Source organism: Thalassolituus pacificus (assembly GCF_025318105.1).
GTDB classification, from domain to species: domain Bacteria; phylum Pseudomonadota; class Gammaproteobacteria; order Pseudomonadales; family Oceanobacteraceae; genus Venatoribacter; species Venatoribacter pacificus.
Map to the genome: position 1 here is coordinate 98,108 of NZ_JAOANI010000029.1, position 19,787 is coordinate 117,894.

Consider the following 19,787-nt stretch of genomic DNA (forward strand, 5'->3'; position numbering starts at 1 on the left):
ATTGAATGATTTTCACATTCTGGCCAAATTCAATCATGAGATAAAACGATGATTTCTAATACAAAGTTGAATTTATCTAATAGATAAATTAATCAGTGTCATCCCTTCCGTGCAGGCAAACACTCATAACCGGCGGGTACTTTGCGCATCACCAGCAGCACCTGGCCGACATGAATCCCCCATTTGCTCATGCGGGTTTCGTTAATCACCACGCCATCGGCGACCTGAAACATCCAGTCGTCCATATCCAGATCAAGGGTATCGCCGGGCTTGCCATAACGCAGGGTATAGGCCATCTGAATGCTGTTACCGGCATGCTTCATGGTGGTCGGCTGCGGGACATCCGTGGCGCTGGCGTGATAACCGCCGCTGCCGTTGGGCGTCAGTGTCCAGACGCGGGTTTCCTCAACGGCTTCCGCGCCGGGCTCATCATAGAAGTAAAAAACTTCATCAAGGGTGCCGGTTTCAGAGCCGTTACCCTGATCTTCCCAGCTGGCAAGAATACGGGCATTAAACTGGCGGATCTGCTTACCGGAACGGTCACGCACCACCCCGTCGGCACAGATGGTGCCGTCAAAAAAGGTGCGCGGATCCAGCGCCGGAGCACGCCCGGCGTATTCCTCAACCTGCACACTGGCGCAGCCTGTTAACAGAGCACTGGCGGCCAGCAACAGACTGACAGAAAACAACCCACGAGCGGCCGCAACGGGGCGAAAAGTCGTTAAATTCATAAAGCCTCCTGAAAACCTATACAAATTATTGTACAGAATTATACAAAGTGGTATAGGTAGCAATAGCTCAATTCTGTTGCGGCTGATAAAAAACCCAGTAGACTGGCGCTCAACATAGTCTGTCAAAGCGCTTTCTATCATGCCCCGCCTCGAAATCTTCGCCGAAGATCATATGCAGTATGCCTACGGCATTTACCTTTTTACCGCGAAACACCCTCTGGTCCGCAAACTGAAAAAAGTGGCTAAGCCAAGCGTCCATGGCCATAAAACCTGGTCGTCCAGTTTTCTGCTGATGGACTGGCTGAGCAGTAATCCGCTGGCGAAAAACAGCCGGGTGCTGGAGCTTGGCTGTGGCTGGGGACCGGCGGCGGTCTACTGTGCCAGCCAGCAACAGGCCAAAGTGACCGGTCTGGACGTGGACGACAGCGTGTTTCCATACCTGGATATGGTCGCTGCGGCAAACGACGCCAAAGTACGCCCGTTGCATGCATCCTTTAACGATATGAAAGGTCAGAATCTGGCGAAATTCGATTGTATTATCGGTGCGGATATCTGCTTCTGGGATGAAATGGTCGGAGACTTACTGCGCTTGTTTAAACGGGCTAAAAAAGCCGGGGTTAAGCAGATTATTCTGGCCGATCCGGGACGCTCGACCTTCGATGAATTAAGCAGTAGCTGCGAAAAACTCTGGCCTGCGGCTTTTACCTACGAGCACTGGTTTGCCCTTGAGCCGAACCGTTTTGAAGGCCGGTTGATGATTCTGGATTTCACCAAACTGTAAGCACCATGCAAGGCATAAAAAACGCCGCACTAACAATGTTAGTGCGGCGTTTTTATTTACAGCGAACTCACTACACTCCGACCGTATTCATCAGCCAGCCAATCAGCAGTACCTGCGGCACGGTAATCAGCGGTAAAAACAGCGCGATCTTCCAGCTTCTGGTAGTGTTCTGCAGCGCCATTATTTCAGTGTAATCGGTGGCGGCTCCGGCCATCAGAAAAGTAAACGCATTACCCGGTGCCGCCGCGCGGTTAAATAAATCGGCGGCAATCGGACTGGAACCTTCAGAGCAGACTTCAATAATGGTGGTAACCAGTAACGTCATCAGCAGACCGGTAAAGCTGGCACCAAACCAGATGCCGAAACTGTCTTCCGGCACAAAGGCACGCACCAGGGCAATTAATACCACGCCAAAAAATACCCAGCGCAACACCATTTTGGATTCTTTAAAGCCCTGCCAGAACATTCTTAATAATGACGGTACTGACCAGTCATTCTCTTTCCAGGTACTTTTCAGCGTTGGCATAAAAGCCACCTGCTGAAATTCGCCCTGATTCGGGTTGGCTGGCAAAGTGCCGCGCTCAACCAGTCGATCAAAAATCCAGCCGCTGACCCAGGCAATCAATAACGATGCCACGATAAACAGCAGCGTCCATTTCAGACCGATCAGGCCGACCAGAATTAACGTCAGAGTTAATGAATTCCACGGGCTGGCAATCAGGAAAGCCATCACCTGACCAATACTGGCACCACGTTCATACAGCTTCATCGCCACCATTAAGATGCCGTGGTTACACAGGTCGAGCATTAAACCGGCCAGCGTTGCGCGGAATAAACCCCGTTTGGTGCCGCCTTTGCCCAGCACCGACATCACCAGCTCGCGCGGAATCCGTCCCAGTAATCCGACAAAGAACGACGCGGTAAGAATCCCCCACCACATGGCGTTAACCATTTCATAGGAGGTATGCAGCATCACACCCAGCCAGGGCAGGCTGCTGTCCGGCTGATGACCCAGCAATAAAAAGCCGATATAACCCAGTACCACAAAACTGCCGCAGCCCCATAAAATCCAGTCGATGCGGCCTTTTTCTGCCGGCGGACAACAGCCACCTGGTTCACCGCTTTCTGTGCCACAGGAAGTCGCTACAGCGGATGTTTTCGTAGTGCCGCAACACGACCCCTCAGTTACTTTCTCTGCAGCGTCTTTTATTTCAGGAGCACAACATGAGGCAGGCTTTGCCGCTGCGGATGTTTTCGCACTGCCGCAGCACGAACTCTCAGCTGCTTTCGTTTCAGTTTCTTTCGTCTCAGTTGCACAGCAAGAGCCCTGTTCAACTTGCTTTGATTCTTTCTCACTGCCGCAGCAGCTCTTGCGTTCTGTATCAGTCATGCTGAAATTCTCCCCGACTTCCACAACGTTCACTCAGGTGCACATCGGCACCTTCAATCAAATGGCAGATGTGCTCTCCGCAGGGAACACAATCAGGTTGCTCTGCCCACTGCTCAACCGCCCGCTCCATCCGTTCTACCAGTGCCTGCATGGCCGCCAGTTTGGCTCTTGCCTCTGACAGGCGGGGCTCAATCAGCTGACGCACCGTAGGACAAGGCGATTCCCCCTGCTCTGCCGCCTGCAGCATGGTGTGGATATCATCGAGGGTAAACCCCAGATCCCGCGCCTGCAGAATAAAGCGCAGACGCTTGTGTTCTGCCGCGGTAAAACGATGGTAGCCACTGTCATCCTTCACCGGATTGAGTAGGCCAATCCGTACGTAATGGCGAATGGTATTGGCATTCACCTGCTCGCGCCTGGCCAGTTCCAGAACCCGCATATCCCCTCCTGATCACAGCGTATGACTCAATAAGCGCAGCTTAAACCTTCGAGTTACTCGCAGGTCAAGTCCTGTTTTCAGCCGCTTTCCGGTATTTGTCCCCCCATAACCGCATACAGATCAGAATACGCGCGGAAAAACGCCGATTTACGCTTTTTATACATCAGCTTCGGCTATGCTTTGAGATAAGGAAAACCCAGAAAGCCAAGGCCATGGTTCTGTTTACCACAGACCAACCTTTTGAGCTTTTTGCATGCCGAAAAAGATACTGTCCGGGCGATAGCGCGCTGAACGGACAACCAGACAGAGAACCTATGCTTTCAATCCGTCAGTTGTTTCTTTTCCTTTCAGTCATCTTCATTGCCCTGCTGTTTGTTGGGTTACTGCTGGTGCGTTGGTTTTGGTTTTATCCGGCAGAGTTGGATGTCGCCCTTAAGACGCAAAGGAACGAAATCCTGAGCCTGAACAGCGTGCTCAATTTGCAGAGAGAAAATCTGGAAGCGTTTGCCGTGGATTATGCCTATTGGGATGACACCTGGAATTACAGCCAGGTCCCCGACAGCAAATTCACAGATACCAATTTCACCGATACCACCTTTACGTCACTGAAATTATCCGGGGTGCTGATGCTCAATGCACAGCGTGAGCCGCTGTTTAATCTGGAATACAACGATCAGAAATCTCTGGTTAAAGCCGACAGCGGCCATTTACTGCGCTGGCTGAAAAACGGTCATAATGAATATCTGCAAAATCATCCGGCAACATTGTTTCAAAGGATTAATGACCAGCCTCATTTATTAGCATTAAGCCCGATTATGCACTCGGATAGCAGTGGTCCACAGCAGGGCTGGCTGATTTTCTTCCAGCATCTGGACGATGATTTACTTGAAACCTGGAGCCGGATTACCCGTATTCCACTGCTACAGATTGATGTCCCGTCTGATCCCATCAACTTGCTGACCCCTCCTCTGCAGGTCAGTCCCAGCAATGACCGTTGCCTGATATCCCCCGACGAACAACCGGTATTCTGCTTCCGCATTTATCATCAACAAGCGATTCCGAATTTTCTGACCAGTACCGTGCTGACAACATTCCTGCTGATTGCGTTAATTCCAACCGGTATTTTTCTCATTCTGGTGCATTTGCTGATCACCCCCATCCGCAAGGCGACCGAGCTTTTACAACTGAATAACAGGGACGGCATGCTGCGGCCGGTACTGTTTACCACACCGATCCGCATCCGCGAGCTGCGGCAGTTGCGCGACACATACAATCAGCTGGTGCATACCGCTCGCCAGCAACAGGCGCGGCTGGAGCAGCTGTCGAACACTGACCGTCTGACCAATATTCCTAACCGCCGCGCCTTTGATGAGGCGCTGGAAAGCACCTGGCGGCGCCTGCAACGTCACACCCAATCCGCGGCCTTAATTCTGGTGGATATCGATTACTTTAAGCGCTTTAACGATCACTACGGCCATCAGGCCGGTGATGATGCATTGCATCGGGTTGCTCAGGCTTTAAAAGGCTGTGCCAAACGTACCGATGAAATGGCTGCACGTTTTGGCGGCGAAGAGTTTGCACTGATTTTATATATTGATGATGCCAACAATCTGGATGCTGTCAGGCACAGAATCAGCGAAAGTATCCGTGCGCTGGATATCCATCACAACCATTCATCCGTCAGCAAACAGCTGACCATCAGTTTTGGTATTGCCTGGATCCGCGAGTCTGGCCCGTGGCTGGAAAATATGACGAAAGAGGAATGGCTGAGGGCGGCAGATTCCGCCCTGTATGAAGCCAAAGCATCCGGGCGCAACTGCAATATGCTGCAGATGATCAGCCCGGATATTCCTTTTACAGAGTCACCTGTATGGCAGCAATTACACGATTAGCTTTATCTTTGGCGGCATCAATACTCTCACCTCGGGCAAGAGCCACGCCCAGGCGACGCTTACCGGAAACCTCCGGTTTACCAAACAAACGCAGCTGAGTATGTATTTCGGCCAGCGCTTTATCGAGGCCGGAATACTGCATCGAAGACGACTCCCCCGCCACCAGTAATACAGAAGATGCCGATGGGCCGTGCTGCTGAATATTCGGAATCGGCAGCCCCAGAATCGCCCGTGCGTGCAGTGCAAACTCGGACAGATCCTGTGAAATCAACGTCACCAGTCCGGTATCGTGCGGACGCGGTGAGACTTCACTGAAGATAACCTCATCCCCCTTCACAAACAGCTCTACGCCAAACAATCCCAGCCCGCCCAGATCGTCAGTGACGACTTTAGCAATCTGCTGTGCTTTGACCAGTGCCGCTGCGGTCATGGCCTGTGGCTGCCAGGATTCCTGATAATCACCGTCTTCCTGACGATGACCAATCGGTTCGCAGAAACTGGTAACGGTATTGCCTGACGCGTCTTTATGACGAATGGTCAGCAAAGTGATTTCAAAATCAAAATCGACAAAACCTTCAACAATCACCTTGCCCTTTCCGGCACGGCCGCCTTCCTGCGCATAAGCCCAGGCACGAGCCAGCTGCTCTGGCTCACGAACAAAGCTCTGGCCTTTGCCGGAAGAGCTCATGATCGGCTTCACCAGACACGGCAGACCAATGATTTCCACCGCTTTAAGGAAATCCGTTTCGTTATCGGCAAACTGATAACTGGACGTCGGCACTTTGAGTGTTTCCGCCGCCAGACGACGGATACCTTCACGGTTCATGGTCAGCTGGGTCGCACGGGCGGTGGGAATAATCTGCACACCTTCCTGCTCCAGCTCGGCCAGAGTTGCGGTGGCAATGGCTTCAATTTCAGGCACCACCAGATGCGGTTTTTCCTGTTCGATGACCGCACGCAGCGCCGCCCCATCCAGCATATTCAGTACGTGGCTGCGATCGGCCACTTGCATGGCGGGGGCATTGGCGTAACGGTCGGCGGCAATTACTTCGCAGCCCAGACGCTGTAATTCAATCGCAACTTCTTTGCCCAGCTCGCCGGCGCCGCACAGCAGCACGCGGGTGGCCGTCGGAGAAAAAGGGGTTCCCAGTGTTGTCATGGTATTGTCCATCAGAAAGAAAGAGGTAGCCGGTCAGTCGGCCTGTACAGGGGTATAATTCATTGCATTGCGCTCACGCTCGGCCACTTTTTGCAGCACGACCCGACGCTCATTGTCACTGTAACGGCCCCAGCGGGTAATTTCTTCACCGCTGCGATAACAGCCAACGCACAGGTCGTTATCATCCAAAGCACAGATATTCACACACGGGGAACGAACCGGAGTACTCACAGCTCAATCTCCTGCAGTTGTTCGCGGTATCGTTTAGCGTTGTGCACGTAATGAGCGGCACTGCCTTCCAGCATTTTGCATTGCATTTCACTCAACTGACGCTTGATGACGGCCGGTGAGCCAACCACCAGCGAGCCATCCGGGATTTCCATATTTTCCGGCACCAGAGCATTCGCCCCGATGATGCAGTGCTTGCCGATTTTAGCGCCGTTCAGCACGACCGCATTAATACCGATCAGCGAATAATCGCCCACCGTACAGCCATGCAGCATGGCGTTATGACCCACAGTTACCCCCTTGCCCAGCGTCAGCGGGATACCGGAGTCGGTATGCAATACTGCATTGTCCTGCACATTGGAATGCTCACCAATGGAGATCAGATCGTTATCACCGCGGATAACCACACCAAACCAGATGCTGCTGTTGTCGCCCAGAGCCACACTGCCGATCACTCTCGCGCCATCGGCAACAAACACATCCTGTCCACGGGTCGGACGACGCTCGCCCAGCTGATAAAACATAATGGCTCCTAAACTTTATACGGAATATCGCAATCCCAGAGGTGGTTCATCATCTCTGCAATCATCATGGCGGTCAGCCCCCAAATGTGGAAGCCGTCAAAATCGTAACTGGGAATACGGATATGGCCGCTTTCAAAATAGCGGCTGGGAGGTAACTGAAAATGACTGAGTGGCACTTTGAATACCGCATCCAGCTCGCCGGGATTGGCGATCAGTGGCTCCTGTGCCGGAATCAACCCCAGCACCGGCGTTACCAGATAACCAAAGCGTGACACAACCTGATCCAGTTCGCCCAACACTCTTACCCGGCTGCGCGCCAGAGCCACTTCTTCCTCGGCCTCGCGCAATGCCGTGACGATGATGCTCTGATCATCCGGATCGCGTTTACCACCGGGAAATGCCACCTCACCCTTGTGGGTAGACAGGTGCACCGCGCGGCGGGTTAATACCACCTGCGGCCGCTCTTCGTCAGTCAAAGCGACCAGAACACCGGCTTCGGCCAGATCGGGTTGCTGCACTTTACGTGGCTGGTGTTGCTGCAACCGCAGTTGCAGATAATCGAAGAGCGGAGATGAAGTCATGTTGTCATTGTAATCTGTGGAGTAAAAGCGGGCCAGTGCCACTCTGGGTCAGGTCATCAATAAGACTGCTGTTATATTTTTTCGTCATTAAAAAGTCATACGATCGCATCAATTATCTGTTACCTGGCCTCGTAACAACCTTTACCTTGTTCAGTTAACATCCTGTTTTTAAACGAATTTGACTTCAAGCAGACCGCCAGGATGGTAATTTTTATCAAGTAATTCAGTCAGTTAGGCAGCATCACCAACCCTCACGGGGGATTTTGTCACATCTTGTAATTCGGTAGACTAAATCCAGAAAAATGCAAATTAACACCTGCGGGGAGAGTCTGTTGTGCAACTGCCGCCTTTTGATGAACTGAAAAACCTGGCCGATCATGACCCGGATGCGCTGGAAGCGCTGCGTCAGCGCCTGATTGAAAAAACCATCAACAACGCCAACGAAGACTTCCGCCGCCGTCTGCGTGGCCTGCAGTTTCAGATTGATATGGAGCGCCAGCGCGCCAGCAATCCACTGTCAGCCTGTCTGCGCATGTCGCGCATGATGCATGAGCGTCTGCACAGCATGGTTGAGAGTCTGAACCTTGCAGACAGTACAGAAGCCATCCCACTCGCCGACCATACTGCCATGCCCGTCCATGTACCCGGCAATAATGTTATTCCTTTCCCGTTCCGGCTCGGTTCCTGAGTCGGTTATACTCGGCGACTCTTTTTCAGCCGCCGGGATAAGGAATGAAATACTGCAGCCATTGCGCCAACGAACTGAATTTTACAACTCCTGTCGGTGATAACCGTCCGCGTTTTGTCTGCCCTGCCTGCAATACCATTTTTTATCAGAATCCACGCATCGTCGCGGGCACACTGCCGGTTCATAACGGTCAGGTATTACTCTGTCGCCGCGCCATCGAACCACGCCGTGGCTTCTGGACGCTGCCCGCCGGCTTTATGGAAAACGGTGAAAGCACCGAGCAGGCGGCACTGCGTGAAACTCTGGAAGAAGCTCAGGCAACGGTCGAACTGCAATCATTGTTCAGCATGATTACCGTGCCGCACATTGATCAGGTGCATATATTCTTTCTGGCGGCTTTACCTGAAGCCGAGTTCGGTGCCGGAGAGGAAAGCCTCGAAGTCGCGCTGTTTAAAGAAGAAGACATTCCCTGGCAAGAGTTGGCCTTCCCGACGGTCAGCCAAACCCTCAAGCGCTATTTTGCTGATCGTTCAGTGCAGCAAAACACCCATGTGTTTGATATTCAGCCACATCAGGCATTGCCCAAAGAACATTAAAGACATCCTCATTTCAACATTGACGTTCCATCAAAAGTCGGCCAGCCGCCACACATCATAAGCCGGCTCCTCATAAGGATGAGCCGCCTTGAGTGCCGCTACGGCGGCGCGGATCTGATCATCAGCACAAACCATTTCCACCCGGTATTCATCCACCCGCTCCAGTTCTCCGGCGCTGCCAATAAAAGGGTTAGCCGCCGCTGACGGGCGGAATTGTCCGCTTCCCGCTACCTGCCAGCAGCATTCCTGATAATCCCCCATTTTTCCGCCCCCCGCAGCAAACACAGCGGCTTTCACATCTTCCACATGCGATTGCGGTACAAAGAACACGAGTTTGTACATAAATATTCTACCTCTCAATAAGTTAGCCAGTTTTCAGTAATGGTCTAGGCTTGAATATAACGTCCGTCATGCTGCCACTAACTAAGGAAAATTCATGAAGGGTAATAGCCTGTCCATACAGCATAAAGTGTACTTCGCCCTGGGCAGTATTTTCTTGCTCGTTCTGATTGTTGTCATCAGTGTTGCCGTCTCCGCTGAGCGCAAATTGAGTTCGGATATGGTGCATTCTCAACTGCGGGATAAGGCATCCGGTTACCTCGACACCATGAATATGCTGATGATATCCGGTGCTATTTCCAATCGTGAACTGGTGCGGACCAAACTGCTGTCGGATAACAATATCGTTGAAGCGCGTATGCTGCGCAGCCCCAAAATCGACGCGATGTATGGTAAAGGGTATGAGCATGAATATCCCCTGGATGATCTTGATCGCCGCGCGCTGGCCGGTGAAGAAATATTAATTGAAAACGACGATAAAAATGGCCACACCCTGACCTTTCTCACCCCGGTACTGGCCCATGAAAATTACCGCGGTACCAATTGTCTCGGCTGCCATCAGGCCAAAGAAGGCGATGTGCTCGGTGCTATCCGCATCAGCTATTCCCTGGAGGAACTGGATAGCCATATTTTCAGTAACATGCTGAAAATGGGTTTGACTCAGGCCACGATGTTTATCGCCGCCCTGATTATTCTGTCCCTGCTGCTGCGTAAAGTGATTATTTCTCCGGTGCGTCGCATGCACAGCACACTGGATCTGATGGAGCGTAATTCAGATCTGACGCAACTGGTGAAAGTCGACAGTGAAGACGAAATGGGCCGCACAGCCATGGCGCTCAACAAAATGATTGAACGTTTTTCTGATTCATTGCGTCAGGTGGTTAATTCCTCCGGCGAACTCGAAGATGCCGCGAAAAGCATTAATGTATCTTCCAGTAAATCATTACAGGCCGCTCAGTCACAGAAAACAGAAACAACCCAGATTCAGCACGCCATCGAAGAACTGCACGAAAGCATTCAGCTGGTGATGGCCAACGCCGAACAGAGCAGCCAGGCCTCCGCAGAAGCGAAAGTCGTCGCCCGTACCGGGGTCACTAAAACCGATCAGGCGACCGCCAGCATCAACACCATGAACAGCGCCATTCAGTCAACCGCCGAAGTCATTGCCTCTCTGGATCAGCGCAGTAATAACGTTGGCGGCGTTCTCGGGGTGATCAAAGGCATTGCCGAACAAACCAACCTGCTGGCCCTGAACGCCGCGATTGAGGCCGCCCGTGCCGGTGATTCCGGTCGTGGCTTTGCCGTTGTCGCGGATGAAGTGCGTACCCTGTCGCAGCGCACCCACGAATCAACACAGGAAATTGAAAGCATGATCGAGCAGCTGCAATCAGAAGCCCGCCATGCCGTCGACTCCATGCACAAAGCACAGAGCACCGCCGAAGAAGGGATGGAACGGGTGAATGAAGCCGCAAAAGCCCTGCACAGTATGACCGAGCACGTTGAGCGGATGAGCAGCCTGAATGACGAAACACTGAAACGCATGCACATGCAGGTTGAGGTTGGCCGCAATGTCAGTCAGGGCATCGACAGCATCAGCACGCACTCGCTGAACACCTCACAAAGTGCCGAGCAAACAACCGAGATTGCCAAACGTCTGGTCAATATGGCCAACCACCTCAGTACGCTGGTGAAGAAATTCCGTCTCTGACCCCTGCATAACGCCAGTCCCTAAAAAAGCAGCCATCGGCTGCTTTTTTAGGAGGATTTTTCCCGTCAGTGCGAGCGCACGATAATGGCCGTTGAGCTCTCAAGTAAGGTCAGGTTTTCCAGCGCCGTTGGATTATCCGCAGCGCATACCTCCTCATCCGCTTTAAAGTCACCACACACCGCTGGCCGGCGCGGATCACCAAACAACAGGCAAAGGTTACGCTCATCCAATTGAATGCAACGTTCACCGGCGGCTTTGCCCGCCGGCATACCAGGAATAGGAGAAGAAATAGACGGGGCAATACAACAGGCACCACAACCGAGTCGGCAATCCACAGAAACCTCTTACGTCATTAGCGGGAAGAGGCTGTATCAAGCCTCAGTAGCGATAGCGGGTTGCATCCTGCAACTCTTTTTTCTGTAACAGGCGCCACATGGTCAGATTAAAACGCAACGCATATTGACGCAGTCTGAGCAGTTTGGCCGGATCATCTTCAACATTAGCAAAGGTTTCCCAGCGCTTGTTCAGCGGCCGGATACGATAATCGCGTCGTACTGTTTGCGCCTCTGCGTCTTTAAGACCAGGCAATTCTACGCCATCAGCCAACTGAATTCCGACAAATTCATACTGCCCGCTGCGGAACGTATCTCGGGCATCCTGCACCGGGTACGCCAACAGGTTCTGGTCGTCACCGGCAAACGCGGCAGATACCGCCAAAAGGGCCAGCAGCAAACAGCCAGACAAACCGCGAAACATCAGGCGTAAATAGTACATCGGAACATCGTCTCCTTAATTATAAAGAGTATCAGTATAGACCGTTGCAACCCGGCTGCGCCGTCCGGCTTGCCATCATCCAAGGGCTGGGATAGCCTTGGCGCCATCCTGACCATACGCTTCGTCAGTGGTGCAAAAACACGCCAGACCAAGCCCAGAACACCGAATAAGGACAATACGATGCATAGCGCTCTGCGCGCCTCTCTGTTGATATCAGCGCTTACTGTTTGCGCAGTAACTGCCTATGCCGCCGATAGCAATGAGCCCACCAACTTCCGCGTTGGTACCGGACTATTCCAGGCCGATATCGGTAATGCCCCTTCGTATCTGCCCAACGGCGAACAACAGGGCTTCAGCCTGTTTGCCGAATTCCCACAAAGCAATCATACCGCCTCGCGCTTTATTCTTTATCGCCTTAATGGTGAAGATGACGTGCAACTTCAGGGCGGCGAGACTCAGTTAATGTGGGGCTGGGGACTGGCCGAACCCGGTTTCCGTATATACACCGGCCCGGCCTGGCACTATGAAAAAATGCTGGTACAGCGTGCCGCCGGCGATCATTACCGGGTGTTCAACGGTTGGGGCTGGCAGTTTGGCGTGGGCGCCCAGTTTGATGCCATCACCCTCGACCTCGCCGCCACCCTGCGTGACCCCAAGGATTACAACAGCGAAAATCTTCAGGCCGGCGTCAGCAAAGGTGACGTCTGGACCCATAATTTGCTGCTCAGTTATCGCTTTTAAGGAATTCAGAAATGACCACCCCGGTTACCGTACGCTATATGTCACGCGCCGAAATCGAACGCCTGATGTACAGCCTCAGCGCCGACAGCAGCAACGAACAGGCACAACTGTTTGAAGCCCTGGTGCGTCGTTTACTGGAAATCATGGAGCAGGAAAGCCGCTAGTAGCGGATTTCCTGCCACCCGATTCTCCCCATTCATGACTCACCCTCAAAACCTGCAGCCATTCGCTGTTATCGGACAAACCGCCGACTGGCTGGCCATCCATAAACCAGCAGGCATTGGCATGCACAGCGAAGACGGCGAAGCGGGTCTGGTGGTACTGGCCGAACAGCAATTTGATTACCCGTTATGGCCGGTTCACCGCCTCGATAAAGTTACCTCAGGGATTATTCTGCTGGCCAAAAATGCCAGCGCAGCAGCGCGGCTGAGCAGTCTGTTCGCGGAGCATAAGATCCAGAAGTATTATCTGGCTCAAAGCGCGCAGAAGCCGAAAAAGAAACAGGGCTGGGTCAAAGGCGATATGAGCAAAGGCCGCAACGGCAGCTGGTTACTGCAACGCAGCAGCAACAATCCGGCCATCACCCGCTTTATCAGCCACTTTGATGAACAGGCGCAAAAACGTTTGTTCTTACTTAAACCCCTGACCGGCCGTACGCATCAGCTGCGCGTTGCCCTGAAAAGCCTGGGGGCCGCCATTGATGGCGACAGCCGCTACGGCGGAGATAATGCTGACCGTACCTATCTGCATGCGTTTATGCTCTGCTTTCGTGATGAAAGCGACGGCTGTGCCGCGCAGGACATTGTGCTGAGCTGCCTGCCGGATCATGGCCACTGGGCCAGCCTGCCCGAAACCTGGCAAGCGCCCTGGCAGATACTGTAAACCTCGGGCACCTTCCTCAATTCGTGAAGCGCCACAGCCCTTCCCGCAAAATGGCGCACTGTCCACTCCTCTCAAGCCTTCAGACAGACCCAAAGAAATCAGACTTCCCGGCATCCCCTATACTGATGACCAGCCCGTCACCGGCTGTCAGGACAAGGTTGCAATTATAATATTAGTATATTCTAATGTAGTAATATTGATTATTACCTGCTGCCGTCTAATTCAGAGAGGAATTTTTCATGCCGACCACACAGCCTTCGTCGCATCGTTTGCTGCTGCGCACCCTGAGCCTGGCTTTGCTGGCCTTACCTTTATTGAACACCAACGCCCAGGCAGCAGAGAGCCAGACCACCCGACAGACTCTGGCAACCCAAACCCTGCAACCGACAACCGTACCGGTATTTTTTGATCTGGAAGCCACCCTGGAAGCCGTCCATGAAAGTACGATTTCAGCGCAGACCAGCGGTGCCATTAAAGCCGTACACTACGATGTAAACGACCGGGTGGAGCAAGGCGCTCTGCTGCTGGAAATCGTTGACACTCAGCAACAGGCTCAACTGGAACAAGCCCGCGCCAATCTGGCCCAGGCCAAAGCACAGAATGAAGATGCCCAGGTATTACTGACCCGTAACGCCCGTCTGTTTAAGCAAGGCACCCTGTCTCAGGGTGAGTACGACAGCAGTAATGCCCGCGCCAAAAGCGCCGCCGCAAGCGTTAAAGCCGCCGCTGCCGCGTTAAAACAGGCGGAAGAACAACTGACTTATACCAAGGTAAAAGCGCCTTATGCCGGTCTGGTAAAAGCCCGTCATGTAGAAATGGGCGAACTGGTCAGCCCAGGCCAGCCGCTGATGACCGGCATATCCCTCGAGCAATTGCGCGCGGTCGCCGATGCACCGCAACGCATCGCCAGCCAATATCAGGACGCCAGTCAGATTCAGGTTCGCGTTGGTGAGCAAAGCATTACCCCCGACAACGTCGTGCTCTTTCCATATGCCGATGCCAGCCACCACAGTGTGCGCCTGCGTGCCAACTTACCGGCCGGCAGTCAGAGTGCCACGGGTCGTGATCTGTACCCGGGCCAGTGGAGCATCATCCGCGTCCAAACCGGTGAACGCAGTGCACTTTTAATTCCAGCCAGCGCCCTGCTGCAACGCTCTGAACTGACGTCGGTCTACGTGCTCGATAACGGCCAGCCAGAGTTACGCCAGGTGCGTACCGGCAACCGTGATGACGGCCTGGTAGAAATTTTGTCCGGTCTGAGCGCCGGTGATGAAATCGTCAGCGACGCTCTGGCCCAGCTGGCCGCAATCGGCTCACAGGGAGAATAACCATGGCGCTCGGTATTTCCGGAAAAACCGCTCAGGCTTTCCAGAACTCGGCGATCACTCCGCTGCTAGCCTTATTGGGCCTGCTGCTCGGATTCTTCGCCATTATGGTGACGCCGAAAGAAGAAGAGCCGCAGATTGATGTGACATTCGCCAACGTGTTCATTGGCTTTCCCGGTGCCAGCGCCCGTGAAGTCGAGCAGCTGGTGTCCATCCCGGCTGAACAGGTGCTGTCTGAAATCAAAGGCGTGGACGATATATTCTCCATTAGCCAGCCGGGTCAGGCCATTCTGACCGTGGCCTTTGAAGTCGGTATTCCGCGCGAAGAAGCCATCCTTAACCTGTACAACCAGGTCTACAGCAACAACGACTGGTTCCCGCAAAATCTGGGCGTGATGCCGCCGGTGATCAAACCGATGGGCATTGACGACGTCCCGATAATGGGCGTAACGCTCTGGTCGGAATCCGATCAGGTAACCGCCGCGCAGCTGACCCAGGTGGCCCACGCACTGGAAACCGAGCTAAAACGCATTCCCGGCACCCGTGATATTTACACCCTGGGTGGTCACAACAGCGTGGTCAAAGTTGAGCTCGACCCGGCGCGCATGAACGGCCACGGTCTGGCTTTCGATGATGTACGCAATGCGCTGCTCAGTGCCAATGCCGGGGGCTATCACCAGCCGCTGGTGCAGAATAATCAGGTGATCCAGATTCAGGCCGGCAGCTTCCTGAAAACCCGCGAAGAACTCGGCCAGCTGATTGTCGGCAAAGATAAAAGCGGGCTGGTGTATCTGGCCGATGTGGCCAATATTCAGCAGCAACCGGACATCCCCGACCAGGCGGTCTTTACCCGCAAACTCGGCCAAAAAGCTTCCCGCCCGGCGGTTACGCTGGCCATTGCCAAACAACCGGGCATGAACGCTATTGATATCACCCAGGCCATTGAACAGCGCCTCGACGATCTGCATAACCGCCTGATTCCGGCCAACATCAAAGCCGAAGTCACCCGTGATTACGGCGTTACCGCCAAAGATAAATCCGACAAACTGATCGCCAAGTTGCTGTTTGCCACCGCCGCAGTTGTAGTGCTGGTGCTGGCTGCCATGAGCTGGCGCGAAGCCATCATTGTCGGTGGCGCCATTTTCATCACCCTGGCGATTACCCTGTTTGCCAGCTGGGTGTGGGGTTTTACCCTGAACCGCGTATCACTGTTTGCACTGATTTTTTCCATCGGCATTCTGGTCGATGACGCCATCGTGGTGGTAGAAAACATCCACCGTCATCTGCACATGGGCGGTAAAAAACTGCTGGAAGTCATTCCGGCTGCGGTTGATGAAGTCGGTGGCCCAACCATTCTTGCGACCTTTACCGTGATCGCCGCCCTGATGCCGATGGCCTTTGTTACCGGTCTGATGGGCCCTTACATGAGCCCGATTCCGATCAATGCCTCCACCGGTATGCTGATCTCGCTGGTCGTGGCCTTTGTCGTTACGCCATGGCTGTCGTACAAGCTGCTGAAAAACAATATTCCGGATGCGGCTCATGGCGATGATGAAGCCGATCCGAAGCAAGGCAAACTGTACGATGCCTTTAACCGCCTGATGCGTCCTTTTATCGAAGGGGCCACCGCCGGGCGTAAGCGTCTGTTGTTATTTGCCGGTGTCAGCGCGCTGATCATGCTCGCCGTAGCACTGCCGGTGTTCAAACTGGTGGTGCTGAAAATGCTGCCGTTTGATAACAAGTCGGAATTCCAGATCATCGTCGATATGCCGGAAGGCACGCCGGTCGAGCAGACCCTGCGTGTACTGGAAGAGCTGTCCGACGAGCTGATGACGGTTCCGGAAATCAAAGATGTACAACTCTACGCCGGTACTGCAGCACCCATTAACTTCAACGGTCTGGTGCGTCAGTATTATCTGCGCGCGTTACCGCATCAGGGCGACATTCAGGTCAACCTGGTTGATAAACACCAACGCGACCGCCAGAGCCACGACATTGCCCTGTCAGTACGCGAACCGTTGCAAGCAATTGGCAAAACACTGAACGCCAACGTCAAAATTGTCGAAGTCCCACCCGGCCCGCCGGTGATGGCGCCGATTGTGGCGGAGGTTTACGGCCCGGATTACGAGCGCCAGATTGCGGCGGCCAAACAACTGCGCGTACTGTTTGAAAGCACGCCGGACATCGTCGACACCGACGACTGGGTGGAAGCCGATCAGGAGCAGTGGCTGCTCGATATCGACCGCCAGCGCGCCACGATGCTGGGCGTTGCCCAGAGCAGCATTGTGCAGGCGATTAATACTGCGTTGGGTGGTGAAGACGTCAGCTATCTGCATACCGAACAAAACAAATACCCGCTGCCCATCCGTCTGGAGCTGAGTGAAGGCGATAAGGTCGATCTGAACCAGCTGCTGGTGATGAAAGTCCGTGCAGCCGATGGCCGCTTTATCGCCCTGTCTGATCTGGTGCAGATACGTAAAGCCATTACTGAAAAAACCATTTACCATAAAAATCTGCAGCCGGTGGTGTTTGTTACCGCCGATATGGCCGGAGATCTCGACAGCCCACTCTATGGTTTATTCAGCATGGCCTTTGGCATGGCTGACGCCGGAATGAACTGGCAGCAAATGTACATTCAGCAGCCGCCACTGACCGACGACATCAGCGTAAAATGGGATGGCGAATGGCAGATCACCTATGAAACCTTCCGCGATATGGGCATCGCTTACGGCGTCGGCATGATCCTGATTTACCTGCTGGTCGTTGGTCAGTTCCGTTCGTATCTGGTGCCGCTGATTATTATGGCGCCGATTCCGCTGACCATTATCGGCGTCATGCCGGGACACGCGCTGTTCGGTGCACAATTTACCGCCACCTCCATGATCGGCATGATCGCGCTGGCCGGTATCATCGTGCGCAACTCGATTTTGTTGGTCGACTTTATTAATCAGAAAACCGCCGAGGGTATGCGCTTTGAAGATGCGGTTATCGTCTCGGCTGCGGTGCGTTCACGCCCGATTGTCCTGACGGCGGTGGCGGCCATGATTGGCGCCTTCTTTATCCTCGACGATCCGATCTTCAACGGTCTGGCGATCTCACTGATCTTCGGCATACTGGTTTCCACCCTGCTGACTCTGGTGATCATCCCGCTGTTATACTTCGCGGCGTTCCGCAAAACTTACAGCGCCAAACCTTAAGCCGTTAGCACTGCGGCTGCCCTGAAACTGAAAAGCCTGCTTCGCGCAGGCTTTTTTATTGCCTGCAGCCCCCCGTCGCCGGTATAACCTTCTGCTAAACTGACGTTATTCTTAAGATCCGAACCGCAGCGACACTCCAGACACTCAGGTCTTATTTCGGAATGAGCATGGAAACCAGCACTATCAGACCAATCACAAGCACCACCGAGCATCGTCGGCATTCTATTTTATGGCGCGTCATCCTCTACTTTGCCGTTGCATCCATTGCACTGTCTATTTGCGTGTCGGCTGCCATCGTTGTCTGGAATTACCAGCAACAGACCGACGCTTTTAAGCGCAAACTGGAAGACATCCGCGTCGGTTATTCAGAATCCCTCGGCTCCAGTCTGTGGTTTTATGATGAGATTCAGATCCGCAGTCAGGTGAAAGGCATTATGAACCTGGATGCCATCAGCTACGTGCGGGTAACCGACAACCTGAATATGAACATTGAAGAAGGTCGCCGTCCGCATCATACCGATGTCGAAAAACTGCCCATTGCCTTCAATGGCAAAGATATTGGTTTTCTTGAGATCGCCTTTGACCGTGACGCGGTTTTTGCTCAGGCCTCGCGCGCGGCGATTTCCAACATGGTCGCTCAGTTGGTCAGCCTGCTGCTGCTTGCCAGTCTGCTGGGCTTTGTGGTTCACAGTCTGATCAATCGCCGCATCAGCCTGATGGCCGAAGAAGTTAACGAACGCCTGAATAAAAACAGCTTTGAACCCTTATCCACCCGCCCCGGCAACAACCTCGACGAAATTGATGTACTGATTCTTGCGTTTAATGCCTTAAGCGAACAAATGAACGATGAGCTGAAACAAAAAACTCAGGCACAGCAACAACTGAAAACCATTAACCTGGAACTCGAAGACCGGGTAAAAGAACGGACAAATAACCTGCAATGCACCGTCGATGAACTGAATCAAACACTGGCAGAACTGCATACCACACAGAGCAAACTGATCGAGTCCGAAAAACTGTCATCCCTTGGCGGCATGGTGGCGGGCATCGCCCACGAAATTAATACCCCACTCGGTCTTTGCATCACCATTCACTCTTATATTTCAGATCATTACCTGAAAATGAAAGAAGCCTTCGAGCAAGGCGAAATGCGCAAACAGAATTTTGTCGAATTTGTTGGCATGATGGATGAAAGCCTGACCATTCTTGATAAAAACCTGCAGCGGGCAGCGCACTTAATTAAAAGCTTTAAGCAAGTATCTGAAGATCAGACCGGTGAGCATATCCGTAAATTTTCGCTGCATGATTATCTGCACGAAATTCTTGAAACCCTGTCACCAAAATTCAAACAGAATCAGCATAAGGTCGAAATCGACTGTTCAGAACAACTGTGGATGCAGACCTATGCCGGCTCCATCAGCCAGGTGTTAACCAACTTAATTATGAACTCCCTGCTGCATGGCTTTGAGCATAAAAAAGACGGTCACATCCGCATTCAGGCCGCCGAAGAGCGCGGTAATATTGTCATCCGCTACAGCGACGATGGTATTGGCCTGACGGCCGAAGCCAAAACCAAAATATTTGATCCCTTCTATACCACTAAACGGGGCCACGGTGGCACAGGTCTCGGTATGCACCTGGTATACAACATCGTTAACCAGCGTTTAAAAGGTGATATTCAGGTTGAAGACAGCGAGCAAGGTGCAGCGTTCCGGCTGGTCATTCCGAAGGTAACGGAAGAGCACAGTACGCAGATATAAAGCTTCCTGTATAAACGTCCTTATAAAAGACATAAAAAAGCCCGCATCAGCG

At 53.0% G+C, this 19,787-nt stretch carries 21 protein-coding genes; 11 read left to right on the plus strand and 10 right to left on the minus strand.

The window, feature by feature from the left end; translation table 11 throughout:
* Positions 1–98: 98 nt before the first annotated feature.
* Positions 99–731, minus strand: a complete 633-nt coding sequence (locus tag NYR02_RS18170; RefSeq protein WP_260977785.1) for a DUF3833 domain-containing protein — start codon at positions 729–731, stop codon at positions 99–101.
* A gap of 139 nt (positions 732–870) precedes the next feature.
* Between NYR02_RS18170 and NYR02_RS18175 the strand changes: the two genes are divergently transcribed.
* Entirely contained in the window at positions 871–1,512 is a 642-nt protein-coding gene (locus NYR02_RS18175) for a class I SAM-dependent methyltransferase (protein WP_260977786.1), read from the plus strand.
* Between the two features lie 70 nt (positions 1,513–1,582).
* Here the strand turns inward: NYR02_RS18175 and NYR02_RS18180 are convergent, their stop codons facing one another.
* Both NYR02_RS18180 and NYR02_RS18185 read right to left on the minus strand, forming a co-directional pair.
* Positions 1,583–2,557 (minus strand): permease, encoded by a 975-nt coding sequence (locus tag NYR02_RS18180; protein WP_260977787.1) that lies wholly within the window; start codon positions 2,555–2,557, stop codon positions 1,583–1,585.
* Between the two features lie 337 nt (positions 2,558–2,894).
* Positions 2,895–3,341: a MerR family transcriptional regulator gene (locus NYR02_RS18185; protein ID WP_260977788.1), complete on the minus strand. Its 447-nt coding sequence runs from the start codon at positions 3,339–3,341 to the stop codon at positions 2,895–2,897.
* 314 nt (positions 3,342–3,655) lie between these two features.
* On the opposite strand from NYR02_RS18185, the gene NYR02_RS18190 reads away from it, so the two are divergent.
* Entirely contained in the window at positions 3,656–5,233 is a 1,578-nt protein-coding gene (locus NYR02_RS18190; protein ID WP_260977789.1) for a sensor domain-containing diguanylate cyclase, read from the plus strand.
* On the opposite strand, the gene purT is transcribed toward NYR02_RS18190, so the two are convergent.
* The 4 genes from purT to NYR02_RS18210 are packed head-to-tail and all read right to left on the minus strand — an operon-like array spanning position 5,196 to position 7,725.
* Positions 5,196–6,392 carry a formate-dependent phosphoribosylglycinamide formyltransferase gene (gene purT / locus NYR02_RS18195; protein ID WP_260977790.1) on the minus strand — a complete coding sequence of 399 codons (1,197 nt, stop codon included), beginning with the start codon at positions 6,390–6,392 and terminating at the stop codon, positions 5,196–5,198. The genes NYR02_RS18190 and purT overlap by 38 nt on opposite strands.
* Positions 6,393–6,425: 33 nt before the next feature.
* Positions 6,426–6,623 carry a DUF1289 domain-containing protein gene (locus tag NYR02_RS18200; protein WP_260977791.1) on the minus strand — a complete coding sequence of 66 codons (198 nt, stop codon included), beginning with the start codon at positions 6,621–6,623 and terminating at the stop codon, positions 6,426–6,428.
* The gene (locus tag NYR02_RS18205) at positions 6,620–7,144 is read right to left on the minus strand and encodes a gamma carbonic anhydrase family protein (protein ID WP_260977792.1); all 525 of its coding nucleotides are present in this window, start codon (positions 7,142–7,144) and stop codon (positions 6,620–6,622) included. Before NYR02_RS18205 ends, NYR02_RS18200 begins: the two co-directional genes overlap by 4 nt.
* A gap of 8 nt (positions 7,145–7,152) precedes the next feature.
* Positions 7,153–7,725, minus strand: coding sequence for a CoA pyrophosphatase (locus NYR02_RS18210; protein WP_260977793.1), 573 nt, complete (start codon positions 7,723–7,725; stop codon positions 7,153–7,155).
* A gap of 334 nt (positions 7,726–8,059) precedes the next feature.
* Here NYR02_RS18210 and NYR02_RS18215 point away from each other — a divergent pair, with 334 nt between their 5' ends.
* Together NYR02_RS18215 and NYR02_RS18220 are read left to right on the plus strand one after the other, a co-directional pair.
* Positions 8,060–8,413, plus strand: coding sequence for a DUF3135 domain-containing protein (locus tag NYR02_RS18215; RefSeq protein WP_260977794.1), 354 nt, complete (start codon positions 8,060–8,062; stop codon positions 8,411–8,413).
* A gap of 44 nt (positions 8,414–8,457) precedes the next feature.
* The gene (locus NYR02_RS18220; protein WP_260977795.1) at positions 8,458–9,009 is read left to right on the plus strand and encodes an NUDIX hydrolase; all 552 of its coding nucleotides are present in this window, start codon (positions 8,458–8,460) and stop codon (positions 9,007–9,009) included.
* A 30-nt stretch (positions 9,010–9,039) separates the two neighbouring features.
* Here NYR02_RS18220 and NYR02_RS18225 read toward each other — a convergent pair whose 3' ends face one another.
* Positions 9,040–9,351, minus strand: coding sequence for a YqfO family protein (locus NYR02_RS18225; protein WP_260977796.1), 312 nt, complete (start codon positions 9,349–9,351; stop codon positions 9,040–9,042).
* A gap of 94 nt (positions 9,352–9,445) precedes the next feature.
* Here NYR02_RS18225 and NYR02_RS18230 point away from each other — a divergent pair, with 94 nt between their 5' ends.
* Positions 9,446–11,056 (plus strand): methyl-accepting chemotaxis protein, encoded by a 1,611-nt coding sequence (locus tag NYR02_RS18230; RefSeq protein ID WP_260977797.1) that lies wholly within the window; start codon positions 9,446–9,448, stop codon positions 11,054–11,056.
* A 65-nt stretch (positions 11,057–11,121) separates the two neighbouring features.
* Here NYR02_RS18230 and NYR02_RS18235 read toward each other — a convergent pair whose 3' ends face one another.
* Both NYR02_RS18235 and NYR02_RS18240 read right to left on the minus strand, forming a co-directional pair.
* Positions 11,122–11,391, minus strand: a complete 270-nt coding sequence (locus NYR02_RS18235; protein WP_260977798.1) for a YkgJ family cysteine cluster protein — start codon at positions 11,389–11,391, stop codon at positions 11,122–11,124.
* Positions 11,392–11,434: 43 nt separating this feature from the next.
* Positions 11,435–11,830, minus strand: coding sequence for a hypothetical protein (locus tag NYR02_RS18240; RefSeq protein WP_260977799.1), 396 nt, complete (start codon positions 11,828–11,830; stop codon positions 11,435–11,437).
* Positions 11,831–12,010: 180 nt separating this feature from the next.
* On the opposite strand from NYR02_RS18240, the gene NYR02_RS18245 reads away from it, so the two are divergent.
* The 6 genes from NYR02_RS18245 (at position 12,011) to NYR02_RS18270 (ending at position 19,735) form a co-directional block, all read left to right on the plus strand.
* Positions 12,011–12,571, plus strand: coding sequence for a hypothetical protein (locus NYR02_RS18245; RefSeq protein ID WP_260977800.1), 561 nt, complete (start codon positions 12,011–12,013; stop codon positions 12,569–12,571).
* 11 nt (positions 12,572–12,582) lie between these two features.
* A complete protein-coding gene (locus tag NYR02_RS18250) occupies positions 12,583–12,735 on the plus strand; it encodes a cell developmental protein SirA (RefSeq protein ID WP_260977801.1) in 153 nt (50 codons plus the stop codon).
* 34 nt (positions 12,736–12,769) lie between these two features.
* Positions 12,770–13,453: a TIGR01621 family pseudouridine synthase gene (locus NYR02_RS18255; protein ID WP_260977802.1), complete on the plus strand. Its 684-nt coding sequence runs from the start codon at positions 12,770–12,772 to the stop codon at positions 13,451–13,453.
* 239 nt (positions 13,454–13,692) lie between these two features.
* The gene (locus NYR02_RS18260; RefSeq protein ID WP_260977803.1) at positions 13,693–14,781 is read left to right on the plus strand and encodes an efflux RND transporter periplasmic adaptor subunit; all 1,089 of its coding nucleotides are present in this window, start codon (positions 13,693–13,695) and stop codon (positions 14,779–14,781) included.
* A gap of 2 nt (positions 14,782–14,783) precedes the next feature.
* A complete protein-coding gene (locus NYR02_RS18265) occupies positions 14,784–17,975 on the plus strand; it encodes an efflux RND transporter permease subunit (RefSeq protein ID WP_260977804.1) in 3,192 nt (1,063 codons plus the stop codon).
* A gap of 167 nt (positions 17,976–18,142) precedes the next feature.
* On the plus strand, positions 18,143–19,735 hold the full coding sequence (locus NYR02_RS18270) for a sensor histidine kinase (protein WP_260977805.1): 1,593 nt from the start codon (positions 18,143–18,145) through the stop codon (positions 19,733–19,735).
* Positions 19,736–19,787: the final 52 nt, after the last annotated feature.